Here is a 15,838-nt window from a genome sequence, read left to right as displayed (position 1 = left end):
TGACCGGCAGCGTCGGAGAGCTCGTTCCGCTGCCCGCCCGGCGCTTGACACGCCTGTTTCTATCGTATGACTTTATCCGCGAACGAGGTTGACGCAACAGGCGGCTCGCCTGGGTTGCGCGGCCTCGTCTCGATCGGCAGTCAGAAGCCGATGGTCTGCAACGCCGCCGGCGGGGATCGTGTCAGGCACCCCGGGGCAAACCAAAGTGCGGGAGAAACAACCAAGATGGCATCCGTCCAGATTGCCGACGTGCGCAAGGCCTATGGCTCGACGCAGGTCATTCATGGCGTCGACATCGATATCAACGATGGCGAGTTCGTCATCCTCGTCGGCCCTTCAGGCTGCGGAAAATCGACCCTGCTGCGCATGATCGCCGGCCTCGAGAACATCTCGGGCGGCGAGATCCGGATCGGCTCGCGCGTCGTCAACGACGTGCCGCCGAAGGAGCGCGACATCGCCATGGTCTTCCAGAACTATGCGCTCTATCCGCATATGACGGTGGCCGACAACATGGCCTTCTCGATGAAGCTGCGGAAGGCGCCCAAGAGCGAGATCGACGAGCGCGTCAACAAGGCCGCCGGCATTCTCGGCCTGACCAATCTCCTCGAACGCTATCCCCGCCAGCTCTCGGGCGGCCAGCGACAGCGCGTCGCCATGGGCCGCGCCATCGTGCGCGATCCGCAGGTCTTCCTCTTCGACGAGCCGCTCTCGAACCTCGACGCCAAGCTGCGCGTGCAGATGCGCACCGAGATCAAGGAGCTGCATCAGCGCCTGAAGACCACCACCGTCTACGTCACCCACGACCAGATCGAGGCCATGACCATGGCCGACAAGATCGTCGTGATGCATGACGGCATCGTCGAGCAGATGGGCGCCCCGCTCGATCTCTACGACAACCCCGCGAACCTGTTCGTCGCCGCCTTCATCGGCTCACCCTCGATGAACCTGCTGAAGGGCACGATCCGCGCCAACGGCTTCGAGACCGAGGGCGGCGTGATCTGGCCGGTCGGCAAGCATCCGGCCGATTCGAACGACCGGGCCGCCGTGCTCGGCATCCGCCCCGAGCATCTGATGCTCGATCCGAACGGCCTGTCCGCGGAAGTGGTGGTGATCGAGCCGATGGGCTCGGAGACCCAGGTCGTCGTCCGCTGCGGCGGCCAGGACCTGACCTGCATCTTCCGCGAGCGCATCGGCGCCAAGCCCGGCGAGACCATCAAGATCCGTCCCGATACCTCGGTGACCCATCTCTTCGACGCCGCGACCGGCAAGCGGATCTGACTTCCGTCGCCGCCGCACGGTAAACACTCCGGCGGCTGCGATGCCCGAATAAATCGCGACGAGGCTCCCATGCAGGGCCTCGCGGCAACCCGGAGGAGACAAGCGATGAGCATTTCCAGACGTGACGTTTTGATTGGCGGCGCGGGCCTCGCAGCCGGCGCCACCCTTGCCGCGCCGTCAATCGCCCAGACCGCCAATATCGAGAAGGGCGCGACGCTGCGCGTGCTGCGCCCGACCAAGTTCGTCGACCCCGACCAGACCATCTTCAACGAGAACACCGAGGCCTTCACCAAGGCGACAGGCGTCCAGGTCCGTGTCGACTATGCGAGCTGGGAGGATCTGCGCCCGCAGACCGCCGTCACCGCCAATACCGGCGCCGGCCCCGACGTCGTCGTCGGCTGGGCCGACGATCCGCACATCTTTGCCGACAAGCTAATCGACCTGACTGCGGTCGCCGAGGACCTCGGCAAGAAATATGGCGGCTGGTACCCGGTCGCCGAGAAATACGGCAAGAAGGACAAGACCAGCACCTGGATCTCGATCCCGATGGGCGGCTCCGGCGGCCCGGCGGTCTATCGTGAATCCTGGGTCAAGGAAGCGGGCTTCGACAAGTTCCCGACCGACCATGCCGGCTTCCTCGATCTCTGCCGTAAGCTCAAGGCCAATGGCCACCCGGCCGGCTTCGCGCTCGGCAACGCCGTCGGCGACGGCAACTCGTTCTGCAACTGGCTGGTCTGGTCGCATGGCGGCTACATGGTCGACGAGAACAACAAGGTCGCGATCAACAGCAAGGAGACGATCGAGGCGCTGAAATACGCCAAGGCGCTCTACGAGACCTTCATCCCCGGCACGCTCTCCTGGCTCGACATCAGCAACAACAAGGCGCTGACGGCGGGCGAGGTCGGCCTGACCCAGAACGGCGTCTCGCTCTACTTCTCGATCAAGAATTCGAAGGACGAGAAGACGGCCGCGATCGGCAAGGACCTCAACCACGCGCCGATGCCGATCGGCGCCGGTGTCGGGCGGCCAACCGAAACGGCGCTGGTGATCAACGCCATGGTGTTCAAGCACACCAAGTTCCCGAACGCGGCCAAGGAATATCTGCGCTTCATGATGGAGAAGGAGCAGTACGACAAGTGGCTGACCGGCTGCTTCGGCTACTGGACCCAGCCGCTCAAGGGCTACGCGCAGAGCAAGGTCTGGGAGAGCGATCCCAAGATCCTGGTCTATCGCGACACCTGGGAGCGGGCTCTGTGGAGCGGCTACAAGGGCGCGATCACCGAGGCGGCCGGCACCGTCAATGCCGAATACGTCATGGTGCAGATGGTCGCCTCCGTCTGCGCGGGGCAGGCGACGCCCGAGCAGGCGGCGGCCGAGGCCGAGCGCCGCGCCAAGCGCTACTATCGTACCTGATCCGTCGACACCGCGCCGCCGGCTTGCCCGGCGGCGCGGCTCCATCACGGAGTAAAGCGCCATGACCATTGCGGCAGAGGCCCGGCCCGTACCCCAGCTCACGCAGAGCTGGCTGGTCAGGCTGTTCGACTACAAGCCATTCCTGATCTTCATCTGCCTGCTGCCGGCACTCGGCCTGCTATTGGTCTTCCTGAGCTATCCGCTCGGCCTCGGCATCTGGCTCGCCTTCACCGATACGCGCATCGGCCGCAGCGGCGTCTTCATCGGCTTCGAGAATTTCGAGTCGCTCTGGCACGACCCGGTCTTCATCACCTCGGTCTGGAACACGTTGCTCTATACCGGCGTCGCGACCGTCGCGAAATTCGGGCTCGGCCTCTGGCTGGCGCTGCTGCTCAACAACCATCTGCCGTTCAAGTCGCTGCTGCGCGCGCTGATCCTGGTGCCATGGATCGTGCCGACCGTTCTTTCGGCGATCGCCTTCTGGTGGATCTACGACCCGCAATTCTCGATCATCTCCTATGTCCTGGTCGACGTGCTCGGCTGGCGCGACACCTATGTCGACTTCCTCGGCTCGCCCTGGCCGGCCCGATGGTCGCTGATCGCCGCCAATGTCTGGCGCGGCATCCCCTTCGTCGCGATCTCGCTGCTGGCCGGCCTGCAGACGATCTCGCCGACGCTCTACGAGGCGGCGATGCTCGACGGCGCCAATGCCTGGCAACGCTTCCGGCATGTCACCCTGCCGATGCTGATGCCGATCCTGGCGATCGTGCTGACCTTCTCGGTGCTGTTCACCTTCACCGACTTCCAGCTCGTCTACGCCATCACCCGCGGCGGCCCGATCAACTCCACTCATCTGATGGCGACGCTTGCCTTCCAGCGCGGCATTCCGGGCGGCCAGCTTGGCGAGGGCGCGGCGATCGCGGTGGCGATGATCCCCTTCCTCGTGATGGCGACGCTGTTCAGCTACTTCGCGCTCGCCCGCCGCAAATGGCAGCAGGGAGAAGACAATGACTGACCAGGCTTCCCCTGCTCCGCGTCCGCATCTCGTCGACAAGGAGAGCACCGGCGTGATCGACTGGTCCTCGGGACCGCGCCGTTTCATCACGCTCTATCTGCCGCTGTCGCTTTTCGTGATCGTGCTGCTGTTCCCGTTCTACTGGATGGCGATCACGGCGATCAAACCGAACGGCGAACTGCTCGACTACAAGAACAACAATCCGTTCTGGGTGAAGTCGCCGACGCTGGAGAACATCAACAAGCTGCTCTTCCAGACCGACTACCCGCAATGGCTGCTGACCACGATGACGGTGGCGACGGTCGCGACCGCGCTCTCGCTCTTCGCCAGCGTGCTCGCCGCCTATGCGATCCAGCGCCTGAAGTTCAAGGGCTCGAACTATGTCGGCCTCGCCATCTACCTCGCCTATCTGGTGCCGCCCTCGATCCTGTTCATCCCGCTGGCGACGCTGATCTTCCAGTTCGGCCTGTACGACTCGCAGCTCGCGCTGATCCTGACCTATCCGACCTTCCTGATCCCGTTCTGCACCTGGCTCCTGATCGGCTACTTCAAGTCGATCCCCTACGAGCTCGAGGAATGCGCCATGATCGACGGCGCGACCCGTCTGCAGACGCTCTGGAAGATCACCTTGCCGTTGGCGCTGCCCGGGTTGATCTCGGCCGGCATCTTCGCCTTCACCCTGTCCTGGAACGAGTTCATCTACGCGCTCGCCTTCATCCAGTCGGCCGAGAAGAAGACCGTGCCGGTGGCGGTGCTGACCCAGCTCGTCGAGGGCGACGTCTACCATTGGGGCTCGCTGATGGCCGGCGCGCTGCTCGGCTCGATCCCGGTCGCGATCCTCTATTCCTTCTTCGTCGACTACTACGTCGCCTCGATGACGGGTGCGGTGAAGGAGTAGTTCCCGGCGGGCGGCCACGCCGCCCGCCTTCCAACCAAGGCAAATCGTCGTGACTTCAATCGCCTTCGTCGGGCTTGGCGCCATGGGCGCGCCGATGGCCGAAAACCTCGTCAAGCGCCAGTTCCGCGTCACTGGCTTCGACATGAGGGAGAACGCCCGCGCTGCGCTGGTCACGGCCGGCGGCCAGGCAGCCGACAGCGCCGCTAAAGCGGCGAAGGACGCCGGCACGCTCGTCCTGATGGTGGTCAACGCCGCACAGGCCCGCTCGGTCCTCTTCGACGCCGGCGCGCTCGATGCGCTGGCTCCGGGCGCCACAATCATCCTGATGGCGACCTGCCCGCCCGGCGAGGTCGAGGCCATCGCCGACGCCGTGACGAAGACGGGCCGACATTTTGTCGATGCGCCGGTCTCGGGCGGCGTCAAGGGCGCTGAAGGAGGCACGCTGACCATCATGGTCGGCGCCCCCGCCGACAGCTTCGCCAAGGCGAAACCCGTGCTCGACGCCATGGGCGACAAGGTCTTCCATGTCGGGCAGAAGCCCGGCCAGGGTGCGACGGTGAAGACCGTCAACCAGTTGCTCTGCGGCGTGCATATCGCGGTCGCGGCGGAGGCGCTCTCCCTGGCGCAGAAGGCCGGCATCGACGGCAAGGTGCTGTTCGAGATCATGGGCGGCTCGGCCGCCTCGTCCTGGATGCTGAAAGACCGCGGCCCGCGCATGCTCGACGATGAGCCGCCGGTCGCCAGCGCCGTCGACATCTTCGTCAAGGACCTCGGCATCGTCCTCGATGCCGGCCGCGCCGCCAAGGCGGCCCTGCCGCTGGCAGCGGCTGCGCATCAAATGTTCCTGGCGGCCTCAGGCCTCGGCCATGGCGGGCGCGACGATTCGCATGTGGTGCGCGCCTATCGGGCGCTGAACCGCAAGCCGGAAAACGATGCCTAACTCCGTTTCAGCGCGCGGCCTTCGGAGGCGCCGTGGTCCCGCGCACCACCAGCTCCGGCGTCAGCACGGCGCGCTGCGGCGGTGCCGAGGGGTCGGCGATCCGACTGAGCAGCATCTCTGCGGATTTGCGCCCCATATCGTCCTGGAAATTCTTCAGCGTCGTCAGCGCCGGATACCACTGCGCGGCTTCCTGAACGTCATCGCAACCAATCAGCGAGAAATCGGCGCCGGCCTCCAGCCCGCGATGACGCAGGCCGAGCATTGCACCGAAGGCCGTGAGATCGTTGAAGCAGATCGCGGCTGTCGGCGGGTTCGCGGCGTCGAGCACCTTCTGGACGCCCTTCAGCCCGTTTTCGCGCGTGCCATAGGCCGAGTAGACGATCGTCGGATCGAGCGGCAACCCGTGCTTGGCCAAGGTCTCGCAATAGCCGCGATAGCGGTTGCGGCCGGTCGAGATCAGCGGGCTCTCGCCGAGGAAGGCGATGCGGGTGTGGCCGAGGCCGAGCAAGTGCTCCACGGCGAGAACCGTCCCATGCCGGTCGTCGGAGCCGACGAAATCGAGCCCGATGCCGGGAATCTCGCGCGAGAGCTGGACCAGCGGCACCTGCGCCGCCATCAGATGCTGCAAGGTCTCGCCCGTGGTGCCGCCGGCCGGGCAGATGATCATGCCGTCCGGGCGATACTCCTTGAGGGTGTTGAGCACGCGGTCCTGCCGCTGCAGGTTCTCGGCATAGGTGCCGAGCAGGATCGAGCGGCCATGCGCCGCCGCCGTCTCCTCGATCGCCGCGAGCAGCTCGGCGAAATAGGGGTTGGTGATGTCGTGGAAGCCGACGCCGAGGATATTGGTCCGGTCGGTCCGCAGCGAGGCCGCGCTACGGTTGTAGCTGTAGCCCATCTCGCGCGCGATCTGCTGCACCCGCAGGCGCGTGCCATCGGCGACGAGCGGGCTTTCACGCAGCGCGAGCGAGACGGTCGCGGTCGAGACCTCCAGCCGGTCGGCGATGATCTGCAAGGTAACGCGTCCGCGCCCACCCGGTCTCACACCCGCCTTCCCCGCCCCCGAGGGATCGCGCGAGTGTCCGTCATTCGCCATCAATCGCTTCTCCTGAAGCCGCGAAGCCGATGCATTCAACCAGTTCTTGGCCAAATCGTTCCGCATGACCTAATTCCATCTCATAGATTTCGGAGAAACTGAAGATGAGCACGACTAAAGAATCGATCGGCTTCATCGGCGTCGGTTACATGGGCCAGGGCATGGCGAGCTGCATTCTCGCCAAGGGCTTTCCCCTCACCGTCATGGGCCATCGCAACCGTGGGCCGGTCGAGGAGTTGAAAGCTGCGGGCGCTGCGGAAGCCGCCACGCCGAAGGAACTCGCCGAGAAGGCCAGCATCATCTTCCTCTGCGTCACCGGCTCGCCGCAGGTCGAGCAGGTGATCAACGGCCCAGACGGCATCGCCGCCGGCGCCAGGCCGGGCACGGTCATCGTCGACTGCTCGACCTCCGACCCGGTCTCGACGATCGCTCTGGCGGAACAGCTCGCAGCCATCGGCCTGCACCTCTGTGACGCACCGCTGGGCGGAACCCCCGCCCAGGCCAAGCTCGGTCAACTCTCGACGATGATTGGCGCCGACAGCGCGGTTTTCGAACGCATTCGCCCGGTCTGCGAAGCCTGGGCCCAGAAGATCGTCCATCTCGGGCCCGTCGGCGACGGCCACAAGATGAAGCTGCTCAACAACTTCCTCTCGCTCGGCTACGGCGCAATCTACGCCGAGGCCCTTACCCTGGCGCAGAAGGTCGGCATCACCCCGCAGACCTTCGACAGCGTCATCACCGGCGGGCGCATGGAGTGCGGATTCTACCAAACCTTCATGAAGTACGTCCTCGAACGCGATCGGGATGCACACAAGTTCACGCTCTCCAACGCGCTGAAGGATGTGCGCTATCTGGAAAGCCTCGCCAACGCCGCCGGCGTTCCGAACCCGGTCGGCGGCGCCGTCAAGAACGTCTATGCCGCGGCCGTCGCCAGCGGCAAGGGCGAGGATTACGTGCCGATGCTCTCGGATTTCGTCGCCGGCCAGAGCAAGGTCTCGCTCGGCTGAGTCCGGCGCTCGTGCCATAGCGGAGCGCGCCCGGAGCATATCTGTGCCGAACGCGGCAGCCGGTAGCCAGTTGCGGTGCAAAACCGTCATTATGGCCTCCATCCATGGGTGGAGGCTTCAAGATGCATGCCGGCGTCAGTCGAGCCGGGCCGAGCCTTCAGGTACGTGCCGGACGCGTTCGCGATAGAGCAGATAGAGCCCGGAGGCGATGACGATTCCCGCGCCGATGAACGTGAAGCGGTCGGGGATCTGACCGAAGACGAACCAGCCGAGCAGGATCATCCAGACGATCTGGGAATAGATGAACGGCGCCAGGATCGTCGCCGGCGCCCGCTGATGCGCGAGGATCAGCAACCAATGACCGACCGCACCGAAGAAGCCCGTACCGCACATCAACAGCCAGCTCTGCCAGTTCGCAGGCCAGGACCAGTACAACGGCAGCAGCGGCAGCATGATCACCACCCCGCCGATGCCGGAATAGAACATCGTCGTCTCAGGCGAATCGCTCGACGCCAGCATCCGCGTCGACAAAGCATAGAAGGCGTAGCACAAGCAGCCGCAGAGGCTGAGCAGGGCGGCCGGATGCAAGCCGCCCAGCCCCGGCCGCGTCACCACCAGCACACCGAGAAAGCCGACACCGATCGCGATCAGCCGGCGCGGCCCGGCCCACTCGCCGAGCAGCGGCCCAGCCAGCAAGGCTACCAGCAGTGGCCCGGCGAACATGATCGAGACCGTCTCGGCCAGCTGCAGATATTGCAGGGCGACAAAGTTGAGCGCCGTCGAGCCGAGCAGCAGCAGCGAGCGGAACCCTTGCAGCCAGGGCCGCTTGGTCCGGGTGATGCCGGGATGGCTGCAAGGGTTGAGCAGGATCGAGACCAGGGCGACGCTGACCAGATACCGCGCCACGACGACCTGCATCGGATGCATCGTGCTGCCGAGCCATTTCGCGCAGGCGTCGAGCAGGGAAAAGCAGATGATCGCCCCGCTCATCAGGGCGATGGCAGTCAGGCGTGTCCGGCGCGTATCCGGAAGCGGAGCGGGAGCTGCCGACAAAGTCTCGTCATGCTCTGGAGGAATGACGAGACATAGATGAACCGATTTAAGACTCTAAACCAGCCCGCCAACGCATGCGAGACATGCCGCTGACGCGCTCGGTCTCAAGCCGCGTCTTCGGCCTCGTCCTCGCCGTCATCGACGTCGGCGCCGGCCTTGGACAGCCCCTTCGACGCCTTGCGCAGCAGTTTGCGCAATTGCTTGCGTTCCTTGGCGTCGAGCTTTTCGAGCAGCTCTTCCTCGACCTGGTTCCAGACGGCATCGAGCGCCGCAGCGGTCTTCTGGCCGTTCTCGGTCAGCGCCACCTGCACCAGCCGGCCGTCGCGGCCGCCGCCCTCGCGGGTGACGAGCCCCTGCAGCGAGAGCCTGCCGATCGTCTTCGACACGGTCGGCGGCTTGACCCGCAGCAGGGTCGCAAGCTCGCCCATCGTCATCGGGGCGCCCTGCAGGGATTTCAGGGCCTGTTCCTGGCCCGGGAAGAGCCCGAGCGCGTTGAGCCGCTCGCCCATCCGCGCCCTGTGGAGCCGGGCCGTCACCAACAGGGCACGGCCGACGCTTTTTTCGAGGGACTTGGTCATGAGCCGGCCCTTGGAAAAGGTTGCGGATACTTTTCGCCGGCTGTGCAATCGCCCGCCTTCATGACAGGCCGATGACAATTGTCAGACAGGCTTTTGAATCCGTGCGATTTCCTCTTCGACCTTGGCGAGAAAGGCTGCCCGGCTCTGTGGCGTCGAGCGGTTCATGTCGTAATGCGCGAGGTAAGAGACCCGCGCTGCGGGATGGCACACCGCCCGCAATCCCCGCTTGATCTGCCGGCGCGGCGGATCGCCCATGAGGAAGGTGCGCCAGCGCGAGCCGCCATAGCTCGTCACCGTCGTCAGCCGGCGAATATTCCAGAGATTCGGCCGGATTGCGCCGTCGACCAGCTTGAATGAGACGCCCGGCAGGAAGACGCGATCGAAATAGCCCTTCATGATCGCGGGATAGCCGTAGTTCCAGACCGGAAAGCAGAGGAAGAGCGCTTCCGCCCGCAGCAGGCGCTCGACATAGCCGGCTACAGTCTTCTGATTGCTGGCAAGATCATGATAGCCGACCCGCTCCTCGCGGCTCAGCACCGGGTCGAAGCCCTCGGCATAGAGGTCGCAATCATCAACCTCATGCCCGGCACGGCGCAGGCCGGAGACGACAGTCTCGTGCACTGCCGCCCCGAAGCTCTTGGGATCGGGGTGGGCATAGAGAACAAGCACGCGCACGGCAGGGCTCAGGCGCCGATGCCGGCTTCGCCGAGCGCTTTGAACAGGAATGTCTTGCCCGAACGGTAGTCGTAGTTCGGGTCTTCCCAGGCGATCATCTTGCCGGGATTGAGCAGTCCCTGCGGGTCGGCCTCGCGCTTGAAGGCGAGCTGGACCTCGTCGGTCTGCTTCATCCCGCCCTCCTCCAGCGTGTAGCGGTGGGGGTTGAAGATCGGCGCGCCCATCTCCTCGTGGATCGCCATGATCTCCTCCAGCCGCTCCTCGCTGGTGAAGCGGACCAGCGGCAGGCCGAAGCAGGTGATCTTGCCGTCGAAGCGGACGAATTCGAGATGGCAGGTGACCTCGTCGCCGAAGCGGGCATGGATCTTGTCGACCAGCTCGACCTGGTTCGGGAAGGGATAGAGCACCTGGAGGTAGGTGATCGACGGATCGACGCGCAGCGCCCGCAAGGTGGTGTGGTTCCAGCCGAGTTCGAAAGTCGGCGGCAAGCCCTTGGCCTCCTCGGCCGTCAGCTTGTCGGAGCGCATAAGCAACTGCGAGCCCCCGAAGCGACGGGCGAAGGCCAGCATGGATTCGACCGCGAAATCCGCGACCATGATCATGACGCAGTGGCTCTCGCGCGGCAGGAATTTCCTGTGGCGCAGGAAGTAGTCGTGAGGTGCAGGTGCCGCGACCACGGCGAGGTTCTTTAGCGCCAACCCGTCCTGCTCGCCGAGCGCGTTGGCGAACTCGGCCGCGGCGCGCAACTCGCCGAAGCCGAGGATGACGTCGACCCAGCCATAGGCCGGGCCGAGCGGCATCTCGACCTCAGTGATGATGCCGTTGGTGCCGTAGGCATGTGCGACCTTGTGCAGGTCCTCGCCCTGCAACTCGAGGATACGCGGCGCCCCTTCCATGGTCGCGACGCGCAGCGAGATGATGTTGCCCCAGTCGCGCAGGCCGCCCCATTTGATCGAGCCGACGCCGCCCGAGCCGCCGGCGATGAAGCCGCCGACCGAGGCGGTGTGGTAGGTCGAGGGGTGCAGCCGGATCTCCTGTCGGGAGTGGGCACGCGTCTCCTGGTCGATCCTGGCCAGCACGGCGCCGGGCTCGGCGACATAGCGCCCGGCCTCGATGCTCGTCACCTTGTTGAAGCCGGCAAGGTCGAGCACGATCCCCCCTGCGAGCGGCATCGCTTGGCCGTAATTGCCCGTGCCGGTGCCGCGTGGTGTCACCGGAATGCCGAGCGCATGTGCTGCCGAGAGCGTCTCCAGCACCTGCGATTCGCTCACCGGCGAAACGATGATGTCGGCGACGACATGGTCGAGCTGGCGCTTCAGCTTCGGCGAGTACCAGAAGAAGTCGCGGCTCTTCTGCTTGACCAGCGCCGGGTTGTCCTCGGTGCGGATGCCGTTCATGCGGCGCTTCAGGGCATCGATGTCGTAGCGTGCGGTCATGCGGGGCATTCCTGTGGCGTCATGCTCGCCCTTGTGGCGAGCATCCACGTCTTGACCACCGCACGAGGCGGAGAAAGACGTGGATGGTCGGGACAAGCCCGACCATGACGGGAAGAGGGGATGGCGGGTAACATCGTCAGGTCGCGCTCGCCATCAAACGGTCGAGTTCACGGTAGTCGGGCAAAGTGCGGTCGATGGCGCGGCCATCGACCAGAACGCTCCGGTCGGCCTGCGGCCGGGCGAAGAATTCGGTCCAGTCGCGGGCGCGCGTCAGGATCAGGTCGGCGGGGCCGCCGACGGCGACGCGGCCCGCGCTCGAAAGTCCCATGATCTCGGCCGGCGTCGTCGCGATCGCCCTCGCCCAGTCCCGGTCGGAATGGTCGAGCTGGAGGATGCGGGTGCCTTCGCGCAAGGTCTCGACGAGGTCGAGGTCGCCATAGGCGTAGAACGGGTCACGGGTGTTGTCGGAGGCGATCATCACCGGCACGCCGGCCGCCTTGAGCTCATGCAGCGCGGTGACGCCGCGCCAGCGCGGCGTGCGCCCGCGCTGGCGGTCCTGCAGATACATGTTGCACATCGGCAGCGAGACGACGGCGATCCCGGCCTCGCGCGCCTTGGCGATGATGCGCGCCTCGTCCTGCGGCTGCTGCTGCGAGAGCGAGCAGCAGTGCCCGGCCAGGATCCTGCCAGCGAAGCGATGGCGCAGGGCTGCGTCAGCGATGTGCTCGAGCGAGCGCGCCGCCGGATCATTGGTCTCGTCGACATGAAAATCGAGATCGAAGCCGTTTTCGATCGCCGCCCGGAACAGCGTGTCGAGCGCAGCGTCAAGCTCCGGCACCATATAGGTGACGGCGCCGAGCAGCCTGTCGCCATGATCGGTCACGGCCTGCGTGATCGCCTGCATATGCGCGGGATCGGCGACGGCATCGACACCGAACAATGGGGAGGCTTGCAGCGCGATCCGCCCGGCCCATTCGGCGCGCAACTCGGCATAGACCGGCCAGGAGATGCCGATCTGCTTGCCGAGCGAGTCGAGATGGGTGCGGATCGCCGCGGTGCCGTGCGAATAGGCGCAGCGCAGGCCGAATTCCATGCGCGCCCGCACGTCGCCGGCCGACCAGTTCGCCTCGCGATCGGTGGCGACGGCACTTAGAGCGCCCATGAAGCTGCCATCCGGATTGGGCCGGCGCGGCCAGATATGGCCCTTGTCGAGATGGGTGTGGACATCGACCAGACGTGGCAGCGCGATGCCGCCATCGAGATCGAGCGAGGGCAAGGCATCGAGCGCAGGCGTGCCCGCCGGCAGGATCGAGGCGACGGCGCCATCCTCGACGGCGATGTCGATCAGCGCCAGGCCGTCGCGGCCGCTCGCGAGGCTGCCGGCCTCGACCAGGCAGGCAGGCGCCCTGGCATTGCGCAGCACATAGCTGCCGGAGGCCGGGATTGCCGCAAAGCCGGTGGTCACGTCGATCGTCTCCGGCTTGCAGGCCGCCCTCTGAATCACCCGCCGACCATGCTGGCTCGCCGCGTCCCGATCAAGCGGCACGAGCGGCATCCCCACCCGCCGGAGATTCAAAGCAAGGCGGCCCTTGTCCGTTCTGTCGCAATGCAGCAAGAGAGCGGCGCAGGGCATCAAACCGGAAACAGGAATCCGCTTTTCGATCCGATGCCTCACCAAGGAGCTGGTCATGGCGGCACGCATCATCGACGGCAAGGCGGCGGCGGCGGAGCTACGCGCCGAGATCGGTCGCGAGGTCGCGGCGCTCAAGGCCGCCGGCAAGCCCGCACCCGGCCTGCATGTCGTGCTCGTCGGCGAGGACCCGGCCAGCAAGGTCTATGTCGCCTCCAAGGAGAAGCTCGCCGCCGAGATCGGCATGAATTCGGTCGCCCACCGCCTGCGGGCCGAGACGACCGAGGCGGCACTGCTCGCCAAGATCGCCGAGCTCAACGCCGATGACGGCGTCGACGGCATTCTCGTTCAGCTGCCCTTGCCGAAGCATATCGACACCGGCCGCATCATCGACGCGATCGACCCGGCCAAGGATGTCGATGGCCTCCACCCGATCAATGCCGGTCTGCTCGCCGGCGGCAAGAACGGCCTCGTGCCCTGCACGCCGCTCGGCTGCATGCTTCTGCTGAAACAGGCGCTACCCTCTCTGTCGGGGCTGGAAGCGGTCGTGATCGGCCGCTCGGAGCTTGTCGGCCGCCCGGTGGCGCAATTGCTGCTCCAGGCCGACTGCACCGTCACCATCGCCCATTCACGCACGCGCGACCTGCCGGCCGTGGTGAAGCGCGCCGACGTCGTCGTCGCCGCGGTCGGTCGCGCGCGCATGGTCAAGGGCGACTGGATAAAGCCCGGCGCGACCGTGATCGATGTCGGCATCAACCGCATGCCCGACGGCAAGCTCGCCGGCGATGTCGACTATGCCGAAGCCGTGGAGATCGCCGGTGCGATCACCCCGGTCCCCGGCGGTGTCGGCCCGATGACGATCGCCTGCCTGCTGCGCAACACGCTGACCGCCTATCGCGCCCGGCGGGGCTGAAACCGGAGCGCCTCACGAACGAGACGCTTCTCCAGTTCGTCATGCTCGCCCTTGTGGCGAGCATCCACGTCTTGAACACTGCACTCGATCAGTGAGGTAACGGCGTGGATGGTCGGGACAAGCCCGACCATGACGCACGGGAGCCGTGATAACGACCGCCGATCACATATGGATCGGGCGCTTGTCTACGGCGAGCGCCGCTTCCTTGACCGCCTCGGCCAGCGTCGGATGGGCGTGGCAGGTGCGGGCGAGATCCTCGGCCGAGCCGCCGAACTCCATCAGCACCGTCACCTCGGCGATCAGGTCGCCGGCATGCGGGCCGATGATGTGGCAGCCGAGCACGCGATCGGTCGTCGCGTCCGCAAGGAACTTGACGAAGCCGTCGGTGTGCCGCATCGCCCGCGCCCGGCCATTGGCCGTGAACGGGAACTTGCCGACCTTGTAGGCGATGCCCGCGGCCTTGAGCTCCTCCTCGGTCTTGCCGATCGCTGCAACCTCGGGGGCGGTGTAGACGATGCCGGGGATGGCATCGTAATTCACATGGCCATGCTTGCCGGCGAGGATCTCGGCGACGGCGACGCCCTCATCCTCGGCCTTGTGCGCCAGCATCGGCCCACGCACCACGTCGCCGATCGCGTAGATGCCGTCGACATTGGTCTTGAAGTGATCGTCGATGACGACACGGCCGCGCTCGGTCGCGACACCGGCCTTGTCGAGGGTCAGCCCGTCCGTGTTCGGGCGCCGGCCGATCGCGACCAGCACGATGTCGGCGTTCAGCGTCTTGGCCTCGCCGCCGGCGGCCGGCTCGACCGTGACGGTCGCGCCACCCTTCTTGCCGGTCTCGACCTTGGTCACCTTCGAGCCGAGATGGAAGGTGAAGCCCTGCTTCTGCAGGATACGCTGGAACTGCTTGGCGATCTCGTCGTCCATGCCGGGCAGGATGCGGTCGAGGAACTCGACGACCGTGACCTTGGCGCCGAGCCGGGCCCAGACCGAGCCGATCTCCAGGCCGATCACGCCGGCGCCGACCACCAGCAGCTCTTTCGGCACGGAGGTGAGCTCGAGCGCACCGGTCGAGGTCACCACCGTCTTCTCATCGGTGGCGACGCCCGGCAGCGCCGCCGATTCCGAGCCGGTGGCGATGACGATGTTCTTGGTCGTCAGTTCCTGCGTCTTGCCGTCCTCAGCGGTGACGACGACCTTGCCGGCGGCGGGAATCGAGGCCGTGCCGTGGAACGGCTCGATCTTGTTCTTCTTCAGCAGGAAGGCGACGCCGTTGACGTTGGCGTCAATGGTCTCCTGCTTGTGGACCAGCATCTGCTTCAGGTCGAGCTTGGGCTTGCCGACGGTGATGCCGAGGCTCGGGAAAGTATGGCTGGCCTCCTCGAACATCTCGGAGGCATGCAGCAGCGCCTTGGAGGGGATGCAGCCGACGTTCAGGCAGGTGCCGCCATGCGTCTTGCGCTTTTCGACCACCGCGACCTTGAGGCCGAGCTGGGCGGCGCGGATGGCGCAGACATAGCCGCCGGGACCTGTTCCGATGACGACGAGATCGTAGGACATTATGCCTCTTCCGTGTTCCGGCGAAAAATATGCCGCCCATCTCTCTTCAAAGCAGGCGCAACGATTGTTGTGGCGATGTCGCCGTCACCAATATCCAGGTCGACTTGGACAGGCAGCAACGTCGCCAACTCGGCGCGCCACTCTTCGGCACAATCGATCCAAGCGCCCAAACGTTCGCCTTCCTCTCCCGCGGACATAATGACCGCAAGATCGAGGTCACTATCGTGCCGATGATCGCCGCGCGCCCGACTGCCAAATAGCCATAGCTCGGCAATTTCTTGCTTGCCATGAGCCCACAAAGCCAGAGCGCGACACCAGCCCTCCAGTTCGTCCCGGCTCATCAAAC

The 15,838-nt window shown here is 65.6% G+C and carries 15 protein-coding genes; 7 read left to right on the top strand and 8 right to left on the bottom strand.

What is annotated here, in order from left to right; all coding sequences use genetic code 11:
* Window positions 1-225: 225 nt before the first annotated feature.
* The 5 genes from ugpC (at window position 226) to BMZ69_RS11785 (ending at window position 5,544) form a co-directional block, all read left to right on the top strand.
* Window positions 226-1,278, top strand: coding sequence for an ABC transporter ATP-binding protein (gene ugpC / locus BMZ69_RS11805; protein WP_092156829.1), 1,053 nt, complete (start codon window positions 226-228; stop codon window positions 1,276-1,278).
* Window positions 1,279-1,383: 105 nt separating this feature from the next.
* Complete coding sequence (locus tag BMZ69_RS11800; RefSeq protein ID WP_092156828.1) at window positions 1,384-2,691, top strand: ABC transporter substrate-binding protein; 1,308 nt, start codon at window positions 1,384-1,386, stop codon at window positions 2,689-2,691.
* A 61-nt stretch (window positions 2,692-2,752) separates the two neighbouring features.
* On the top strand, window positions 2,753-3,706 hold the full coding sequence (locus tag BMZ69_RS11795; RefSeq protein ID WP_092156827.1) for a carbohydrate ABC transporter permease: 954 nt from the start codon (window positions 2,753-2,755) through the stop codon (window positions 3,704-3,706).
* A complete protein-coding gene (locus BMZ69_RS11790) occupies window positions 3,699-4,604 on the top strand; it encodes a carbohydrate ABC transporter permease (RefSeq protein WP_092156826.1) in 906 nt (301 codons plus the stop codon). The genes BMZ69_RS11795 and BMZ69_RS11790 overlap by 8 nt, the downstream gene beginning before the upstream one ends.
* 43 nt (window positions 4,605-4,647) lie before the next feature.
* Window positions 4,648-5,544 (top strand): NAD(P)-dependent oxidoreductase, encoded by an 897-nt coding sequence (locus BMZ69_RS11785; protein ID WP_092156825.1) that lies wholly within the window; start codon window positions 4,648-4,650, stop codon window positions 5,542-5,544.
* A 7-nt stretch (window positions 5,545-5,551) separates the two neighbouring features.
* Here BMZ69_RS11785 and BMZ69_RS11780 read toward each other — a convergent pair whose 3' ends face one another.
* Window positions 5,552-6,637: a LacI family DNA-binding transcriptional regulator gene (locus BMZ69_RS11780; protein ID WP_092156824.1), complete on the bottom strand. Its 1,086-nt coding sequence runs from the start codon at window positions 6,635-6,637 to the stop codon at window positions 5,552-5,554.
* A 104-nt stretch (window positions 6,638-6,741) separates the two neighbouring features.
* On the opposite strand from BMZ69_RS11780, the gene BMZ69_RS11775 reads away from it, so the two are divergent.
* Window positions 6,742-7,644, top strand: coding sequence for an NAD(P)-dependent oxidoreductase (locus tag BMZ69_RS11775; RefSeq protein WP_092156823.1), 903 nt, complete (start codon window positions 6,742-6,744; stop codon window positions 7,642-7,644).
* A gap of 135 nt (window positions 7,645-7,779) precedes the next feature.
* Here BMZ69_RS11775 and BMZ69_RS11770 read toward each other — a convergent pair whose 3' ends face one another.
* From BMZ69_RS11770 to BMZ69_RS11750, 5 genes are all read right to left on the bottom strand, one after another.
* Window positions 7,780-8,634, bottom strand: a complete 855-nt coding sequence (locus tag BMZ69_RS11770; protein WP_092156822.1) for a DMT family transporter — start codon at window positions 8,632-8,634, stop codon at window positions 7,780-7,782.
* 167 nt (window positions 8,635-8,801) lie between these two features.
* The gene (locus tag BMZ69_RS11765) at window positions 8,802-9,275 is read right to left on the bottom strand and encodes a MarR family winged helix-turn-helix transcriptional regulator (protein WP_092156821.1); all 474 of its coding nucleotides are present in this window, start codon (window positions 9,273-9,275) and stop codon (window positions 8,802-8,804) included.
* A gap of 81 nt (window positions 9,276-9,356) precedes the next feature.
* Entirely contained in the window at window positions 9,357-9,950 is a 594-nt protein-coding gene (locus tag BMZ69_RS11760; protein WP_092156820.1) for an NAD(P)H-dependent oxidoreductase, read from the bottom strand.
* 8 nt (window positions 9,951-9,958) lie between these two features.
* Complete coding sequence (locus tag BMZ69_RS11755; protein ID WP_092156819.1) at window positions 9,959-11,386, bottom strand: FAD-binding oxidoreductase; 1,428 nt, start codon at window positions 11,384-11,386, stop codon at window positions 9,959-9,961.
* Window positions 11,387-11,522: 136 nt separating this feature from the next.
* Window positions 11,523-12,851 carry a cytosine deaminase gene (locus tag BMZ69_RS11750; protein WP_092156913.1) on the bottom strand — a complete coding sequence of 443 codons (1,329 nt, stop codon included), beginning with the start codon at window positions 12,849-12,851 and terminating at the stop codon, window positions 11,523-11,525.
* 223 nt (window positions 12,852-13,074) lie between these two features.
* Here BMZ69_RS11750 and folD point away from each other — a divergent pair, with 223 nt between their 5' ends.
* Window positions 13,075-13,929: a bifunctional methylenetetrahydrofolate dehydrogenase/methenyltetrahydrofolate cyclohydrolase FolD gene (gene folD, locus BMZ69_RS11745; protein WP_092156818.1), complete on the top strand. Its 855-nt coding sequence runs from the start codon at window positions 13,075-13,077 to the stop codon at window positions 13,927-13,929.
* Between the two features lie 162 nt (window positions 13,930-14,091).
* Here the strand turns inward: folD and lpdA are convergent, their stop codons facing one another.
* Together lpdA and BMZ69_RS11735 are read right to left on the bottom strand one after the other, a co-directional pair.
* Entirely contained in the window at window positions 14,092-15,492 is a 1,401-nt protein-coding gene (gene lpdA / locus BMZ69_RS11740; protein WP_092156817.1) for a dihydrolipoyl dehydrogenase, read from the bottom strand.
* A complete protein-coding gene (locus BMZ69_RS11735; RefSeq protein WP_092156816.1) occupies window positions 15,492-15,833 on the bottom strand; it encodes a nucleotidyltransferase family protein in 342 nt (113 codons plus the stop codon). Before BMZ69_RS11735 ends, lpdA begins: the two co-directional genes overlap by 1 nt.
* Window positions 15,834-15,838: the final 5 nt, after the last annotated feature.

This window comes from Allobosea sp. CRIB-10 (genome assembly GCF_900112185.1).
Lineage (GTDB): Bacteria > Pseudomonadota > Alphaproteobacteria > Rhizobiales > Beijerinckiaceae > Allobosea.
Note: the sequence above shows the minus strand (reverse complement) of the source record. Positions and strands in the feature narration are given on the sequence as shown.

What these genes read in the sequence shown, in the direction of transcription:
- ugpC (WP_092156829.1), top strand. Translation starts at nt 226, where the DNA reads ATGGCATCCGTCCAGATTGCCGACGTGCGCAAGGCCTATGGCTCGACG.
- BMZ69_RS11800 (WP_092156828.1), top strand. Translation starts at nt 1,384, where the DNA reads ATGAGCATTTCCAGACGTGACGTTTTGATTGGCGGCGCGGGCCTCGCA.
- BMZ69_RS11795 (WP_092156827.1), top strand. Translation starts at nt 2,753, where the DNA reads ATGACCATTGCGGCAGAGGCCCGGCCCGTACCCCAGCTCACGCAGAGC.
- BMZ69_RS11790 (WP_092156826.1), top strand. Translation starts at nt 3,699, where the DNA reads ATGACTGACCAGGCTTCCCCTGCTCCGCGTCCGCATCTCGTCGACAAG.
- BMZ69_RS11780 (WP_092156824.1), bottom strand. Translation starts at nt 6,637, where the DNA reads ATGGCGAATGACGGACACTCGCGCGATCCCTCGGGGGCGGGGAAGGCG.
- BMZ69_RS11775 (WP_092156823.1), top strand. Translation starts at nt 6,742, where the DNA reads ATGAGCACGACTAAAGAATCGATCGGCTTCATCGGCGTCGGTTACATG.
- BMZ69_RS11770 (WP_092156822.1), bottom strand. Translation starts at nt 8,634, where the DNA reads ATGAGCGGGGCGATCATCTGCTTTTCCCTGCTCGACGCCTGCGCGAAA.
- BMZ69_RS11765 (WP_092156821.1), bottom strand. Translation starts at nt 9,275, where the DNA reads ATGACCAAGTCCCTCGAAAAAAGCGTCGGCCGTGCCCTGTTGGTGACG.
- BMZ69_RS11755 (WP_092156819.1), bottom strand. Translation starts at nt 11,386, where the DNA reads ATGACCGCACGCTACGACATCGATGCCCTGAAGCGCCGCATGAACGGC.
- folD (WP_092156818.1), top strand. Translation starts at nt 13,075, where the DNA reads ATGGCGGCACGCATCATCGACGGCAAGGCGGCGGCGGCGGAGCTACGC.
- lpdA (WP_092156817.1), bottom strand. Translation starts at nt 15,492, where the DNA reads ATGTCCTACGATCTCGTCGTCATCGGAACAGGTCCCGGCGGCTATGTC.
- BMZ69_RS11735 (WP_092156816.1), bottom strand. Translation starts at nt 15,833, where the DNA reads ATGAGCCGGGACGAACTGGAGGGCTGGTGTCGCGCTCTGGCTTTGTGG.